The sequence below is a fragment of the Vibrio sp. 1288 genome, from assembly GCF_033344475.1.
Genome location: NZ_JAWPOX010000002.1, coordinates 274,157 through 288,089, shown reverse-complemented (window position 1 = coordinate 288,089; position 13,933 = coordinate 274,157). Strand labels below are relative to the sequence as shown.

Below are 13,933 nucleotides of genomic sequence, written 5' to 3'. Positions count from 1 at the left end.
GCGTGGATGATGCGGCGGTCAGGCAGCACCAAACCAATATGGACCCAACGGCGGCCTTTGTATTGCGCCGCCAGGGCTAATGGCTGAAACTCGCACTCTTCGACATGGTCATGCACAGCCCACGCTGCACGCTGGGTACTCATGGATTCTTTGTGGCTGATCGCGGGAAACTCAGGCATTAAAACACCTGTGAATTGGTGATAGAGCCAACGCACGGAACCATAGCAATCCCAACCATCCAGATCGCGACCACCTGGCACATAAGAGACACGCAGCGCCGTGCTAATAATTTCCTCTGTGTTCATAGAGAACCTTTTTCAATTATTACGAGATGGTCGCCAGCCCAGGGGCGTACTCTACGGTAAAACGGGGGCGGGGCCAGGCGCTGTTGCTGAGATAGCCAATACCAGCAGAAACCGAGCAATTGGTGCGCGTGGTCGCCGCTTTGGTGGCTTTGAATTTTATCGGTTTTGAAGCGGGTGCCGTTAGATCCGAGGCCATATACTCGCGCAAGGTAATAAACACATCCGCGCCAGCTTGGCGCGCCGACTCTATCAGCTGGCGCGCTTCACCGGTGACGTTATCGATACCGAACTGCAATTCCATTTCAGCGCCAGTGGCGGACTTGGGCAAATTCACCGACAACCCTGTTGCCTCAAAGGTCACTTGGGACTCGTCTTCCAAAGTAGCGGTAATATCCTCAAACGCCGAAACCAGATAACGAGTGACAAAGGCGGTCGAGGATAATTGCAAAGTAATGAGCTTGTCATCAGGGCCAGCACTGGCGTGGTATTGTTTTAGGGATTGAGACATAGAGCCAACCTTAGTTTAATGATTAACGTCTATGGTTTTTATGGTGTATTCGCCGACTCAATCGTGGCTTTTAAGCCGCGCCATAGGTCGTTTACTTCCTGACCGGTTAGCGCCTTGTCATATTGACCGACTGACATCAGCATACGCTGTGGCCTGTCACCACCATCAATAAATAGCGCTGGACTGACACCAGTTCCGTCGATGACGGCATCCGCTTCGTAGCTTGAGAACTGATTACCTGAGAACGCATAGCCACGCGCTTGATTATTAGTAGCGTCCTTTACTATGACCCACAAAACAGGTTCAGTCAGCACCCAACTATTCGTGTATAAACCGTTATGGCCACTGACGAGTGTGGAATCGGTAGCGTTTAAACTACCACTAGGCATATGGTATTGAACGCCATTAGAGGTGTACGTCCGCACGGTCATTTTGAAATACTGGCTACCGGAAATAAACCCAACGGGATTTACATCAGCTTGACCTTTAATGACCTGACCAAACACAAAATAGGTTGAATCACCACCGAGTTCAGAAAGACCATTTAATGGAAACGAGGGATTACCTGAAACGCTGGCCAGTTTGACATGATTGTTCTGGTTCTGCATCCAAGCTGGCCATGACTCCGAATCAGGATTAAAAACAATCTTTGCCGTGTCCTCCTGATTTGAATAAGCGTTTCCAAAAAACGCCGCCTTGACTAAGTTTTCAGTACTTGGCAGGACTGGAGGAATGATGCTAGACCCGAACCCAAGACCGGCGGCATAGCTTGGTAAACCTCGAATAATTAACCTTGACATACAATCTCCTCGTAAAACATTGTCATTGAGTCATAGGCAGAAAGCTCTACACCTTCAGAGTCTTGTTCTGCGTATACATTTGAATCTAAGTTGTGTGCAATTTCAGAGCCTGAACAGCCTAAATAGTAACCGTCTGGTATGGCGGACTCGGCAGTGATCACAATGGAGTCGTTAACCAGGCTTATATTAGTAATGGCGATTTTTGTTGACTCACCAGCTGTAGCTGCTAGCGGTGGCGTATCGGTGATAATCATACCAAGCGTAGCGGCATTCTTATCGGTATACCTGTCTGTGGTACCTACAGCATTGGTTGTCCTAACCACCAAGTTGTTGCGGTTAGTTTTTACTGTAATTTTGTTACCAATTGCAGTGACTGAAACAGGTTTTAGCCCTGATGGGTCTTTATTTTCAATAAAGTATTTATACCAACTGCGACCAAGTTGCATTCCCACCTCCATGGTTCCATGCCCTGACGGGTGAACACCAGCACCATCAGGGTCCTGTGCAGATTGAGCGCATGCGACAATACCAAATTTATGCAGGTTCTCGTCGTTTTCGATCGCTACAGCCTGAGCGCAATCATAAGGATTAATGCCGCTGTAACCCCACGGAGCAACAAAAACTGGAATTGCATGTGGTGATTCACCCGTTGCGTTTCCAGCAGCCTCACGACAAAGCGCAATGAAATCAACAAATTTATCGTGGTACTCTTGGGCTGTGTAGGTTGTATCATTTCGGTGGGTTAATGAAAATCCAGCAAAACGGTATTTATATCCCAGTGCCTCGAACGTTTCTTTTGCTGATGAAATTTGACGCTCAATGTTTGCAGGGCTGTTAGTAATTAAACCATCGATCTCAGTACCACCGTAAGCCACGAGGCTGACCATGAATTTTGTCCCTATTTGCATCGGATCGATGCGCTTTTTCCTCTCCAGTAACGACATGACATGGTCAGCGGCAACATAATGATATCGCTCACCATCAGTAGTTGGACCGACCTGATTAAAATCCTGAAATCCAACTATTTTACTGACAGAAACACCATTAACATCACCGTCTGCTTTCAGTGTCGCGCGTCCGTTTTTATAGCGAGTGTTGCGATACCGAGTAAAACCACGGCCTACTGCAAGTGAACGACCCAGCAAAATCATGTGGTTAATTTCTCGCAGACCACTACCCTGGATAGAATCGGAAATCACACGCGACATGTCGCCCTGAGCGTCCGAGCGAAGATTCAAGTTTTGTGCAGTCAGTTCTTTGGACTCAAAACCAAATAAACCAACCTTTGAAATGATGCTGTCATCTTCTGCTGCAAACTCTAATGGAATGGTTTCATCACCAATCAAGCAAGCAGAACGACTACCATCTTGTCGTCGTGCTGATACGCAATCAGACGATAATGTACCAGGCACATGCACGCCATTTTCATCAAGCCGAGCCAACACTGAACCATCTTCAGCGGTGATTTCAAGATAAGGTTCATCATCCAAATCGATAAGCGTCAAAAAGTTGTTTGTGTGGTCTTCTTCAGTAGTAATGCGGCCATCCAAAATCTCAACCGCATCATACTTTGATTTTTCCCACACACTGCCAGTCCAACCATATAAACCATTGTTTATGGCTGTTGAGTCATTCCAAACCTCAGCAAGCACCTGATCAGCTGGCGGCGCACCAGAAGCTAAAAGATCGGCTTTGGTTTCAAAAGCGTTTCTGCCTTTCACCATTGCCTTAATCTCAGCCCACTTGTCTTGAATATCTTTTGCAATCGACTGGATGAACTCACCGTTATAAGTGGTTGAGGATGTTTCGTCCTGACTCAATTTGACTTTGAGTGCTTCCACCGCTTCTTCAAAGGCGGTTAATAAATCAGGAAAACTACGTGACATTAAGGTAACTCCATCATTGTTGTTTCTAGCTTTTCAATCAGACCAGCAAAGGTGTTCGGTGCATACATGGCATCCAGCAGTGCGCCTTCGTCCATTTGTGGCAACGGTTTAATTAACAATTCGCCGGTGTAATCCCAGTGTTTTAAGGTGTTACTGGTTGGCTTGCGGTTGTCTCGCGGGTCTTTGGTGATCAGCGCTTCCACTTCCTGAAGGCGCGTACTTCGTGGAAGCTTGATAGTGATCAGAAACCAGCGACCTAGCAGCCAGTTTTCGAGCGCGCTTTCAAACATCTCGGCTTCTGACTCATCAAGGCGCCAGGTCGCCTTCATGGTACTCGGACGGTTTTTTATCTGCCGGGCGCGGGTGCGACCGGTGCTAAACTCGGTCGCAATCACACTGGGTTTCTGATTGAGGCTATACCCAGACAACAACGGCACCGGCAACATACTGGGGTAAGTAAATTTAACTGCCATATTGCTGATTCCTGTATCGGGTTTGCATGACCTGCGAGGTCTGAGTGGATGACGACTGCAGGATCTTGGCGACCTTAATGTCTAAGGTGACCATATCACCGTCGTTCGATTGCTCCACCGTTCCAGCTCGGCTGGCGTCTTCAATCAGGTTTACAACGACATTGGCAGGGCTACTTTGGCCAGATTTCCCCGCCATCACAGCGGAATACATCTGATCCAGTTGCTTGGCGCTGTCATTGGTATAAACCCGTTCGCCTTTATCCAGCAGCCAGGTACCCTCATTCGGCACACTGCTGATCCCGTTATGGGCCATGCCTTGTAAGTTAGTGCCTTTTATCGTGCTGACAATGCCAGCGGTGGTTGACGCAACACTCGCCATGGCACCGATGTTCGCAGGGAACGGAAGTGCGGCCGCGTTCGCAATGCCTTGCTGGATCTTGATGATAGATTCAGCAATAGAGAACGCTTTTGACGCGGCAAACATGGCCTTGAAGATGCCCGACTGTTTACCAGCGAATGCGCCGGCCACATCGGCCATATTGCCGAACAAATCGGAATAATTGCGAAGCTGTACAATCTGAGCTGCATGGCGGGCTTTAGCAGATTTTTTCTCAATATCCGCAATATTGTTCTGGTGCTGCTGCCACAACAGTTCACGGCTGGCAAAATACTGATCTTCCAGCTGCTGTTGCATGGCCTGGTTGTTCGCGGCCGCTTCATAAGCGGCTTGGAACTGCTCAGACAGGCGCGCCATGCGGTCGTCATAGGCAAACGACTCGCGCGCAAAGTCAGCCTGATCGCCAGCTGCGTTAATGGCCAAACGGCGTTGCCATTCTGTTTCCAGTTGGTCAGTGGCGTTTTTAAAGGCCGTAACTGCTGGGTCTTCCTTGTCGCCTTCTGCGCTTGGCAATGGCGTAGCATCTGGGGTGTTATAGTTGATGCTGCCCGCGTAGTCTTTGGCCAGCTGTTCAAACCTTGCCTTGGTGTTTTGGTACCAGGATTCAATCCCTTCTGAAGGTAACGGCTGGCTGGCTAGATCACGCAATTCCCAAAGGGATTGGTTAAGATCCAGTTCGGCTTGGTTGACCGTTGCCGCATCAAACAACTGTGGTGGCGGCATGTTAGAGAACTGACGCAACGAGGCGGCCATATTGGCTGCTTCATCACTGAAGTTCCCCGCTAAATCCAACACTCCTTGGAGTGGCGAAATGATAACTTTAAACAGAAACTGCCCGAGTTCATGTAAGCCGGTTGTGATAGCCTGTGAAGCCACCATAAAACCAAGCTTGAACCCATCCCATGCAACCGTCATGCTGTCAATGATCAGCTGTACACCACGGAATGAGTCAGCCAGGAAACCAATACCGTTGACCGTGCTGTGAATGCCCTCCGTCACCATATTGTTCATGCCACCAAACTGCTGAGCGTAGTTCAAGAATTCTTCAGATAATGCCGCCACTATCGGGGCAAGCTGGGTCGTAATTTCTTTCTTGAGCGCCGTGGTGGTCGCGTTCACTTTATACATGGCGTCGTTGGCCATTTCGACTTTTGCGGCATCGATACGTGACAACGTAATGCCAAGCCTATTAGCTTCATCAGCCATACTTCTTAAGCCATCGGATCCACCAGCTAACATGTTCACCATGCCAACGCCTTCGGAGTCGAAGAGCTTAAACGCCAGGCGCACACGCTCCGACTGGCTTTCCACCTGAGTAAACGCATCAGACAGCGCGTACAATTGCTGATCTGGGGTCATCTGGCCAAGGGCTTGAGCATCCAAACCCAACTGCTTTAGAGCTGGGGCTGCTTCACCGCTGCCAGTGGCTGCCTCGGCAATACGGCGGGTCATACGTTGCAATGACATGTCGAGGTTTTTAGCCCCAACTCCCGTTAATTCACTGGCATGACGGAACTGGGTTAACGCTTCGGTTGAGATACCGATACGGTCCGCAAACTTAGCCGTTTGGTCTATCAGGGCCGCTTGCTGGTTGTACACTAACGCCAGTGAACCAGCGGCAGCAACGGCAGCACCTGCGGTGGCTTTCGCTGCTATCGACATGGTTTTGCTGATTGAATCAGACCAGTTTTTGGCTTTTTTCTGCGATTTTTGCAGTTCACTGGTGAACTGGGCGCTGTTGGCATACAGCGCCACGGTAAGTTTGGCAATATCTGACATTACAAGAGCAGCCTTTCGCAGACGTTCACCTGTTGGTCAACGTTTTGATAATCAAGGATTCGGCTTTGTGGGGTGTCGTTGCCATGGCTAGAGCCTGACTGGTTCACTCCGGCCGCTTCGCGTTTTAAGGCGAAATGGGCCATCCATAGCGCCATTAATTCGCTGTCCACGCTGTGGTATAAGAGGCGAGGATCGACGATGCCCAGCACTTCACCCAGACCAAAGAAAAAGCGAAGGGCCGGATCGTCGGTTAGTCTTTTTTTGCGGTGTCCTCGGCATCATCCGATAAGTAGTTAATATTGATAATCTTTGTAACTGCGGCGTTAATCGCCAGTGGCGTATGGATAGCCATCAGGTCAGCGGGTTTCACGCTTTCGGACATAGGCCGATTGTTTTCATCCAGGATAGAGTCAAGAATGAGCTTGGCTGCCTGAATGTTTAACTTCTCACCGTTATTGTCCGCCTGGTACTTTCGCACCAATTTGTCGTGTTCACTCAAACAAGCAGCAGTTAAACGACGCGCCGGGAACTCATCACCCAAGATAGTGACTGTTACAGGAGCCAGTTCTACGGGTGTCAATAGTTTGCTTTTTAAATTCATGGGTTAATTATCCTTATGCAGCCGGGGCAGTGTAGCCACGGTCAATTGAGTTTTGTTTGCCATTTACCACCAGGTACATAGGCTGGCCTTTGTCTAGCTCTTGATGGCTCCATCCGCCAAGCACGACAATTGAGTCAGCCCATCGGCCGTTAGGAAATTCAATGCGAATTTTGACCGTGTCGTTGGCGTTCGCCTGGTCCAAGAAGCCTTGTAAATACGCATCGGTAGGATCATCGAGCAAAACGTATTCTTTGTCTGGACCTTCCGGCATATCCGCAATGTATTTGCGTTCGGTATCGATAAGGCGATCTGCTTCAACAAAGCCATTCGTGCGGCCTGTAACACCAATGGCATTGGCATCTTTTAGTAGCTTAAGATTGGCGGTTTCATCGGTTGGCGCGCCGTAAAGCATACGTGTGCCAGCTGGTAGTCGGGCATAAGTGCTAGGATCTGCGATTGGCATGGGTGTTGTCTCCCGTTAGTGGTTAATTACAAAATCTCGGTTAAATTGGTAAGTAGTCGGTTTAGTTTCGTTTTCGAGCCATTGGTCAAAACCGCCGTTTAACGTGGCCGATTGTATTCGGTAGGCACTGGCTGCCCCTTCGTTTAACACCCCATTAAATTCGTGTAACTTATCCACTATCTGATCCGCCAATTGCTTGCCGGCATCAGGATCTTGGTGATACACCGTCAAGCTGTAGACGTCTTCACGGATCCCGGTCTTTCGCAAGTTTCCGGGAATAACACCGGGAGTGATGCATCGATACACCACGGCGTTATCGGCTTTCTCTGAGCGCCTCAACCAATAGCAATCCAGTCCGGTTAACGTGGTTAACCAGACGTTTAAGGCAGTCTCTAAGGTCATTTGGCTTGCTTCTTGATGGCTTTTTTAATCTCGACGGCCAACACAGTGCGGAACGTGTTAACCACACGGTGACGGTTCTCAAATAAAGATGGGCGCATAAACGGATCTGGTTCCTGTTTTACGGTGCCATACTCCTGAGCAATCGCTTTCTGGCTGTGCTTTTTAGACGGACCAACACGGGTGGCCAAAGCGTTATCTTTTCCGCCGTGTTTACTGTCCATCTTTTTGGTGGTGATCTTGATGCTGTCACGCATGTGCTCACCATCGGCACCAACCGCGTCATAACCAGCCCCCATTGCCATGGCTAGTTGCACACCGCCCATGGCTTCACGACTGGCTTTACGCAAGGTTCGCAAGCCGGCCTTTTCACCAATATCGGTCAGGGCTTTTTCTAACTCTTTCAAGCCAGATACTTCCCATCGGTCAAGCTGCATGATCACACCTCCGTTTGAATGGGCGGTGGGGTTGATTTCGGGTTGGCGTCAGCGTCCAGGATAAGTTCCTGCCGGCGCGGGTCCGAATCGTTCACGCCTGAGATTTTCATCCACCGCCCGCGCCACTGCATCCAGTAGCCAGGCTCGATATTTTCACGCCAGCGCAACCGCCACTGGTACCCGTTCTGGGTCTGCTCGCGGTCGTTGACGGCGCTTTGGCCGCTAGAACTGGTGATGAGCTCCGCCCAGGCTGTAGCTGCTTTTACCAGTTCAAGCGTAGGCGCACCGCTGTTGCTTTTACCTTCAACAGAGCGATACAGGATCACGCGTTGGTTGAGTTTGCCAGCTTGCATAACACCTCACAGATTAATGTCTCGATCAAAATCCAACAAAAAGCTGACGCCTAAAGGAAGTGTTTTAACGCTGCTTTCTGTCACCGCTTCTCGATGTCCAAACCAGTGACCTATTAACAACAACACCGCCAGCTCTGTGTCCTCTCTGGCCACAAAAGCATTTTCTGGCACCTGCTCTGGGTCTGCTGGCACTTCCTCTTGCGTCCAGTAAACGGGACGGTTTAGGTAGTTCTCGACAGATTTCTTAGCTGCTGATAGGTAGAGCGTGAGCAAGGTGTCATGGTCGGTAATGTCGTCATCGATACTGCACTGGTTTTTGACTCTAACCAGATCAAGCATCGGCTTTTACCGCTGTGCCATTGTCAATCAGGCGTTGCGCTTCTTTTTCCGAGCACGGGTAAAGGTCACCAATTGTGAAAGACTGCTGTTTTTCTGAATCCCACAACGGCATCTTTAACTTCACTTGAGTATTTCCGTTTGGTTGCTCCGAAGCCTCTGTAGAATCTTTGATGATCTCTGCTGTCTTGGCTTTCGTGGTTGCCATGTTCAATTCCTTAGTACATAAAAAAGCCCACCAAACGGTGGGCTAGATATAGTGGTTAGAATTAAGCCGCTGCGTGTTCTAGCGCGGCGATAGCGGCAACATCTTCCAACAGCACATCAAAACGGTGGAAGCCGATGAAGCCCATTTGGTCAAACTCAGCGTAACGCTCTGTTAAACGGCGTAGGTTCATGTACGTCACACGACGGAGAACTAACGACATCCAGTCACCATAGAACACCGACTTCGCACTTGCGCCCGCAGCTGCAATGCCCTGGTCAATGACGTATTGGTCACCATCAATGGTTGACGGAGCAACACCGGCAATCGCTGGCAACCATAGCGGACGACCGTTACTGTCATTCATCAACTTGAAGCCTTTGAATGTGTCATCGTTAAATGCCCAGCGTGTGTTTGGACTGTTGCGATAAGCTGGGTCCACTTTGTGTTTCAAGTTGATCAAGTCCGCGTAAGACACACCAGAGACTGCCGCCGCTTCTTGTTTCAGCTGAACCTGTAGGTTCAGGCCTTTCAGGTTATTACCCGTGTTATCACCCGTAATGATTTGACCAGCTTCGAGACGGCCCAAACGCTGACCGATACGGCGCGCCACAAACGCATCGATATCAATCATGCTATCTTGCAGTAGCTCATTCGATACTAGTACGATTTTAGAGCTGCCTTTCTTCGCACCAATCTCAACTTGGCTAAAGGTTGGATCACCTTTACCAGCTTCTTGGTTTTCTGCCAACATTTCACCGATTTCAGTTCGGCCATCGGATACCGCCCAAGGCATAGCGCGTCCATCTTGAGTATTGATGACCTGACAGACGTTCGCGATACCACCGTAAACCGCCATGCTTTCAACTACTCGATTTACAAAAGCTTTTGGTACTGTAAAACCACCACCAGCCCCTGTTGCTGTACCTAACGCGCGAAGTTGCGCTTTGTCTTCTTGTGATAGCTCCGCAAAACCATGTCGCAGGTAGCTGGTAAAGGCCTCAGCCTGACGTTGCTCAGTCGGCGATTCTTCACCGTTGTTTGTGTCTTTGTTGTCATCTTCACGAACAAAGCGCTCATCTTGAGCTCGTAACTGGTCTTCACGTTCGATTTGCGAATCCAGACCTTCCAATTCTGACGTCATACCGCGCCATTGGGTGGTTTCATCATCCGTGAACGCGCGTTTTTCTTCTTTCGCCTTGTCGTTTAACTCACGCATTTGGCGCGCGATCGTGTCACGTTTTTTCTTCATTTCATGGTATTTCATTAAATTTTCTCCAAATAGAGTAATGAAAGGTATTAAAGGGTTTGCAACAACCGATCGCGGTACTGCTGCTCTTGATGCTGCGCCAATTGGCGCTGTTCCTCACTGTCGCCAGAACAAGCCTCGCGCGCTTCTTCAAGGGCACGGGTACTGGCTTCGGTGTCGTTGTAGGCTGGATAGGTTACTGGGCTGACATCCAACAGTTTTGAAACGCGGGTGATTGTGCGGATATATACCCCATCATCCCCCTCATCCCATCGATAACCGTCTGAAGGCAAACGAAACGCAAAGGAACTTTGGCTTACATCGCCACGGCCCATTGGTTCGATCACCATGTCTCGTACCGTTTGGGTGTCTGGCGGGGTGATCTCGTAACGCAAGCCGACCTCGTCAACGATCAGCGTTAGCGTTCCCGCCTTGGTTCGGCCAAGGACAAAGTTTCGGTCATGGTTAAACAGGGCTCGGACGTCATCGTCCAGAACGTCATCAAAGGCACCTGGGGCGATCACTTCAACAAAGCCGCCAAGATTATTGCTGCGAGTGTTGAACTTGGCCGCGTACCCGACAATACGTGGTTCCTCTCCGTCCTCCCGTTTTTCAATTTTGATTTCATCACTGCGGATAAAAATCTCATTGAGGTTTTTACTCATTTGGGTTGACCTCTTTTGGTTGAAGATCGGCGCTTAGCAGATAAGTATCCAAACCATCGGCTTGGTTCATATCTTCCAGCTCTCGTACTTGGTTACGGTTCATCCAGCCATCACGAATGGCTTTCGAATAGAACTCAGCTCGTTCTTTGGCAGTGCCGCGTAACAAGCCGTTTAGGTTGAACTTGACGTAATACCCGGCTCGGCGCTCTTGCTCAGTAAACAGCTTTCGGTTGAGCTCCTGCTCCCACTTCACAACCCATGGGATCATGGTGTGACGAACGAACTGGATAGCTTGCTCTGAGATATTGGAAAAAGTGGCTTTTTCCAGATCGTTAATCATGTGTGCCGGCACGTTGTAGATACCGGCGACTTCAGAACGACTGAATTTTCGCGTTTCCAGAAACTGCGCATCTTCTGGAGGAATGGTGATCGACTGATACGCCAGCTCTGATGGCAAGAACAACGTTTTATTGTCGTTGCTTTGCATCTCCGCTTTGGACTTTCGCCAACGGTCAAGCAAGCGTTTCCAGCTCTTTTCCTCTAATTGCGATTTGACGGAGACAATACCGGTTGGCTTGCCACCACTTCGAAAGAACTGGTTGCCGTAACCTTGGGTTTCGATGCCTAGCGCAAAGGCCTCTCGACATTGGGTGATGGGGCTTTTGCCCACTTTGCCATCAGAACCAATCGCTTTAATGTGGATCATATCTTCAGGGCTGACCGCCCTCGCCCGAGTATCATCAGCGGTAACTGCGTAGGTGTGACGCCCTGAATTGGTTTTGGTTAGGTTGGACTCCCAAGGTCGAATCAACCCGAGTTCGCGTACTTCACCCGAACGTGGATGGCGCACAATTTCGGTGTAGTGGTTACCCCAACCGCTGACGTGAACCATGCCGGATTCCCGCCAGTCATAACTGGTTTGAAATGGGTTAGGCTCATCATGCAATAGGTAGTAAACAGGGTGATCCGTGGCACGAGAAACGACACCATTGGCATCACGTCGCATTACATGTAAAGGTAACTGGCCCATTGAGCGACCAAGTACGCCAATACAGGAGTACACCGCCGACAAGCCCATGGCAGATTCCACGCTAACACCAGAGCCACCACCCCAATCGGCTGGATCGAGTTCAGACAGGGGAACGGAAGGATCTTCGGGGTTTGATCGGGTTTCAAATAACAAATCAAGCATAGCGGCCCCCTAATTTTCTTAATGCCAACAAGGCAAAAATCAACAACATGGCTCCGCCAAACATTAAGGTATCCGACAACCCGAATTTGAGATAAACCCCACTCACCAACGCGGAAAACCCCGCGAGGCCAATCAGGTTGAGTACATATTTCACAGGAATAAATCCTCATCATCTAGATCGTCATAAGGGTCAAAGGCATCCGTTGCCAGATGCGCGCGATACACCGCCATGATCAGCGCGACCGCACCATCAATCTTTTGGTCAGGTTTGTCTTTTCGAGGAAAGTGGTTTTCGTTGGCGTCTGGTTTGCTTACAACGTTACTCATCATCCAGGTCAGCACAGGGTTTCCGTCATGATGCACACGGCCCGACTTCAAGGCAGCCTCAAGTTCTATCATTCCCGGCGATAAGTGTGCGGTCGTTTGCGGCACCTTGACAGCAGTGATACCTGCGGCCGTGAGTTCTTGAGCGAGCTGGGTAGATCCCCACGGGTCATGCGGTACCTCCCGTACCTCGAACTCATCAGAAAAGCTCTGAATGTCTTCCCCAATTTCGTTGAAATCGACTTCGGCACCATCGGTAGAAATCAATGCACTGCCACCACTGTTTAACCATGGTGTCGCTACCCACTTCTGATAGACCTTTCGATTTTTGGTGTCTGGGTCAAACACGGTCTCTTCTGGTAAGTAATGCTTAGAGAAAATATAGAAATGCAGTTGGCTGCGCTCATCCTTGCGTGTAAACAGCATCACCTGGCTACAGATATCGATTTTTGATGCCAAATCCAGTGACAACCAACATGAGCTGTCGTGGAAATCGTCAATCATCAGACTGGTATCTTCAGCGGCCTTCCAATCTTCCATGTTGAAAAAGGCGCTTGAGGCTGAAACCCACTGGTTAAGGTGCTTGGTTTTGAAGGTATTGGCGTATCTAGGATTGCGGATCGCGCGCAACTGCTGACTTCTGAGCCAATCCTCATCCACGGAGATCCCCAAGTTTGGGTTGGCTTTGGCCAGTACTGCCGGGTCAGTCCAATCGTCACCTTCATCGATGGTGTAAATGATGCCAAAGACTTCATCGTCGTCAGTGGTACCTTCTAAGATTTTGACCAAGTCATCATGCAAGTCTTTACAAGGGCCCGCGATGTTGTAACCCGATGTGGTGATCACAAAGATGAGTGGCTGCTCGCGAGCGCCCATCCCTGTCGACATGGTGTCATAAAGTTCAGGACCATCATGCTCGTGGTACTCATCCACTATTGCACAATGAGGACTGGAACCATCACCCGGGTCACCGATAACTGGCTCGAAGATGCTGCCGTCTGGCCGTTCCATCTTCTTGGCCATGACGTCAATCATGAATGAGCGACGCAGGTTCGGCAGCGCTTCAGCCATTTTCTTGGCTGGCTTGAACACCTCCCAAGCCTGCTTCTCTGTGGTGGCACCACAGTACACCTCAGCGCCGTATTCGTTATCTGGTGCAAACATCCAAAGGCCGTTGCCCGCGGCTATGATGCTTTTGCCGTTCTTTCGTGGCACTTCGACGTAAGCCACCCGAAAACGGCGACGTTTATCTTTCTTTCGCTCCCAACCATAGAGAACCGCGTGGATAAACAACTGCCATGGTTCCAGACTGATGCGGCGTTCTTTGAGAGGCTTTTTTGCCCACTTACCTTTGGTGTGTGGAAGCAGCTGTATAAAACGACAAACCCCTTCGGCTTTGTCTTTGTTAAACCGGTACGGATAGGCTTTGCTTTTGCTCTTTTCGAGATCATCTAGGTGTCGTTGACATGCCTGGATAACATACTTACAAGCTACGATCCGACCGCTGACCACGTCACGCGCATACTTTGCGGCGGCGTTTACGTTCGGATACTTAGCCATA

Annotated in this window: 19 protein-coding genes; all 19 read right to left on the bottom strand. The window is 49.7% G+C overall.

What is annotated here, in order from left to right:
- Positions 1 to 305, bottom strand: a 305-nt coding sequence (locus R8O11_RS02965) for a hypothetical protein (RefSeq protein WP_318193897.1), incomplete at its 3' end; no start/stop codon positions are given.
- 19 nt (positions 306 to 324) lie between these two features.
- On the bottom strand, positions 325 to 813 hold the full coding sequence (locus R8O11_RS02960) for a DUF1833 family protein (RefSeq protein ID WP_238778120.1): 489 nt from the start codon (positions 811 to 813) through the stop codon (positions 325 to 327).
- 38 nt (positions 814 to 851) lie between these two features.
- Positions 852 to 1,613 (bottom strand): hypothetical protein, encoded by a 762-nt coding sequence (locus tag R8O11_RS02955; protein WP_238778118.1) that lies wholly within the window; start codon positions 1,611 to 1,613, stop codon positions 852 to 854.
- Positions 1,601 to 3,499 (bottom strand): hypothetical protein, encoded by a 1,899-nt coding sequence (locus R8O11_RS02950; protein WP_238778116.1) that lies wholly within the window; start codon positions 3,497 to 3,499, stop codon positions 1,601 to 1,603. Before R8O11_RS02950 ends, R8O11_RS02955 begins: the two co-directional genes overlap by 13 nt.
- Complete coding sequence (locus tag R8O11_RS02945; protein WP_238778114.1) at positions 3,499 to 3,972, bottom strand: hypothetical protein; 474 nt, start codon at positions 3,970 to 3,972, stop codon at positions 3,499 to 3,501. Before R8O11_RS02945 ends, R8O11_RS02950 begins: the two co-directional genes overlap by 1 nt.
- A complete protein-coding gene (locus R8O11_RS02940) occupies positions 3,962 to 6,148 on the bottom strand; it encodes a hypothetical protein (protein WP_238778112.1) in 2,187 nt (728 codons plus the stop codon). Before R8O11_RS02940 ends, R8O11_RS02945 begins: the two co-directional genes overlap by 11 nt.
- Positions 6,148 to 6,291, bottom strand: coding sequence for a hypothetical protein (locus R8O11_RS02935; RefSeq protein WP_222716486.1), 144 nt, complete (start codon positions 6,289 to 6,291; stop codon positions 6,148 to 6,150). Before R8O11_RS02935 ends, R8O11_RS02940 begins: the two co-directional genes overlap by 1 nt.
- 107 nt (positions 6,292 to 6,398) lie before the next feature.
- Entirely contained in the window at positions 6,399 to 6,749 is a 351-nt protein-coding gene (locus R8O11_RS02930) for a hypothetical protein (RefSeq protein WP_222716487.1), read from the bottom strand.
- Positions 6,750 to 6,762: 13 nt separating this feature from the next.
- Entirely contained in the window at positions 6,763 to 7,212 is a 450-nt protein-coding gene (locus R8O11_RS02925) for a hypothetical protein (protein ID WP_318193896.1), read from the bottom strand.
- 15 nt (positions 7,213 to 7,227) lie between these two features.
- Positions 7,228 to 7,614 carry a hypothetical protein gene (locus R8O11_RS02920; RefSeq protein WP_238778108.1) on the bottom strand — a complete coding sequence of 129 codons (387 nt, stop codon included), beginning with the start codon at positions 7,612 to 7,614 and terminating at the stop codon, positions 7,228 to 7,230.
- Positions 7,611 to 8,048 (bottom strand): HK97-gp10 family putative phage morphogenesis protein, encoded by a 438-nt coding sequence (locus R8O11_RS02915; RefSeq protein WP_238778106.1) that lies wholly within the window; start codon positions 8,046 to 8,048, stop codon positions 7,611 to 7,613. The genes R8O11_RS02920 and R8O11_RS02915 overlap by 4 nt, the downstream gene beginning before the upstream one ends.
- 2 nt (positions 8,049 to 8,050) lie before the next feature.
- Entirely contained in the window at positions 8,051 to 8,401 is a 351-nt protein-coding gene (locus tag R8O11_RS02910) for a phage head closure protein (protein WP_238778100.1), read from the bottom strand.
- Between the two features lie 6 nt (positions 8,402 to 8,407).
- Positions 8,408 to 8,740: a head-tail connector protein gene (locus R8O11_RS02905; RefSeq protein WP_238778097.1), complete on the bottom strand. Its 333-nt coding sequence runs from the start codon at positions 8,738 to 8,740 to the stop codon at positions 8,408 to 8,410.
- A complete protein-coding gene (locus tag R8O11_RS02900) occupies positions 8,733 to 8,945 on the bottom strand; it encodes a hypothetical protein (RefSeq protein WP_206970663.1) in 213 nt (70 codons plus the stop codon). Before R8O11_RS02900 ends, R8O11_RS02905 begins: the two co-directional genes overlap by 8 nt.
- Positions 8,946 to 9,006: 61 nt before the next feature.
- Positions 9,007 to 10,209 (bottom strand): phage major capsid protein, encoded by a 1,203-nt coding sequence (locus R8O11_RS02895; RefSeq protein WP_238778094.1) that lies wholly within the window; start codon positions 10,207 to 10,209, stop codon positions 9,007 to 9,009.
- A 32-nt stretch (positions 10,210 to 10,241) separates the two neighbouring features.
- Positions 10,242 to 10,856: an HK97 family phage prohead protease gene (locus tag R8O11_RS02890; RefSeq protein ID WP_238778092.1), complete on the bottom strand. Its 615-nt coding sequence runs from the start codon at positions 10,854 to 10,856 to the stop codon at positions 10,242 to 10,244.
- Positions 10,849 to 12,048, bottom strand: coding sequence for a phage portal protein (locus tag R8O11_RS02885; protein ID WP_238778085.1), 1,200 nt, complete (start codon positions 12,046 to 12,048; stop codon positions 10,849 to 10,851). The genes R8O11_RS02890 and R8O11_RS02885 overlap by 8 nt, the downstream gene beginning before the upstream one ends.
- A complete protein-coding gene (locus tag R8O11_RS02880) occupies positions 12,041 to 12,202 on the bottom strand; it encodes a hypothetical protein (RefSeq protein WP_318193895.1) in 162 nt (53 codons plus the stop codon). The genes R8O11_RS02885 and R8O11_RS02880 overlap by 8 nt, the downstream gene beginning before the upstream one ends.
- Entirely contained in the window at positions 12,199 to 13,932 is a 1,734-nt protein-coding gene (locus R8O11_RS02875; protein ID WP_274616324.1) for a terminase large subunit, read from the bottom strand. Before R8O11_RS02875 ends, R8O11_RS02880 begins: the two co-directional genes overlap by 4 nt.
- Between the last annotated feature and the right edge of the window lies 1 nt (position 13,933).

Coding starts and splice junctions, on each gene's coding strand:
- R8O11_RS02950 (WP_238778116.1), bottom strand. CDS start 3,499: ATGTCACGTAGTTTTCCTGATTTATTAACCGCCTTTGAAGAAGCGGTG.
- R8O11_RS02875 (WP_274616324.1), bottom strand. CDS start 13,932: ATGGCTAAGTATCCGAACGTAAACGCCGCCGCAAAGTATGCGCGTGAC.
- R8O11_RS02900 (WP_206970663.1), bottom strand. CDS start 8,945: ATGGCAACCACGAAAGCCAAGACAGCAGAGATCATCAAAGATTCTACA.
- R8O11_RS02930 (WP_222716487.1), bottom strand. CDS start 6,749: ATGAATTTAAAAAGCAAACTATTGACACCCGTAGAACTGGCTCCTGTA.
- R8O11_RS02940 (WP_238778112.1), bottom strand. CDS start 6,148: ATGTCAGATATTGCCAAACTTACCGTGGCGCTGTATGCCAACAGCGCC.
- R8O11_RS02885 (WP_238778085.1), bottom strand. CDS start 12,048: ATGCTTGATTTGTTATTTGAAACCCGATCAAACCCCGAAGATCCTTCC.
- R8O11_RS02925 (WP_318193896.1), bottom strand. CDS start 7,212: ATGCCAATCGCAGATCCTAGCACTTATGCCCGACTACCAGCTGGCACA.
- R8O11_RS02955 (WP_238778118.1), bottom strand. CDS start 1,613: ATGTCAAGGTTAATTATTCGAGGTTTACCAAGCTATGCCGCCGGTCTT.
- R8O11_RS02890 (WP_238778092.1), bottom strand. CDS start 10,856: ATGAGTAAAAACCTCAATGAGATTTTTATCCGCAGTGATGAAATCAAA.
- R8O11_RS02920 (WP_238778108.1), bottom strand. CDS start 7,614: ATGACCTTAGAGACTGCCTTAAACGTCTGGTTAACCACGTTAACCGGA.
- R8O11_RS02905 (WP_238778097.1), bottom strand. CDS start 8,740: ATGCTTGATCTGGTTAGAGTCAAAAACCAGTGCAGTATCGATGACGAC.
- R8O11_RS02910 (WP_238778100.1), bottom strand. CDS start 8,401: ATGCAAGCTGGCAAACTCAACCAACGCGTGATCCTGTATCGCTCTGTT.
- R8O11_RS02935 (WP_222716486.1), bottom strand. CDS start 6,291: ATGGCCCATTTCGCCTTAAAACGCGAAGCGGCCGGAGTGAACCAGTCA.
- R8O11_RS02915 (WP_238778106.1), bottom strand. CDS start 8,048: ATGCAGCTTGACCGATGGGAAGTATCTGGCTTGAAAGAGTTAGAAAAA.
- R8O11_RS02945 (WP_238778114.1), bottom strand. CDS start 3,972: ATGGCAGTTAAATTTACTTACCCCAGTATGTTGCCGGTGCCGTTGTTG.
- R8O11_RS02960 (WP_238778120.1), bottom strand. CDS start 813: ATGTCTCAATCCCTAAAACAATACCACGCCAGTGCTGGCCCTGATGAC.
- R8O11_RS02895 (WP_238778094.1), bottom strand. CDS start 10,209: ATGAAATACCATGAAATGAAGAAAAAACGTGACACGATCGCGCGCCAA.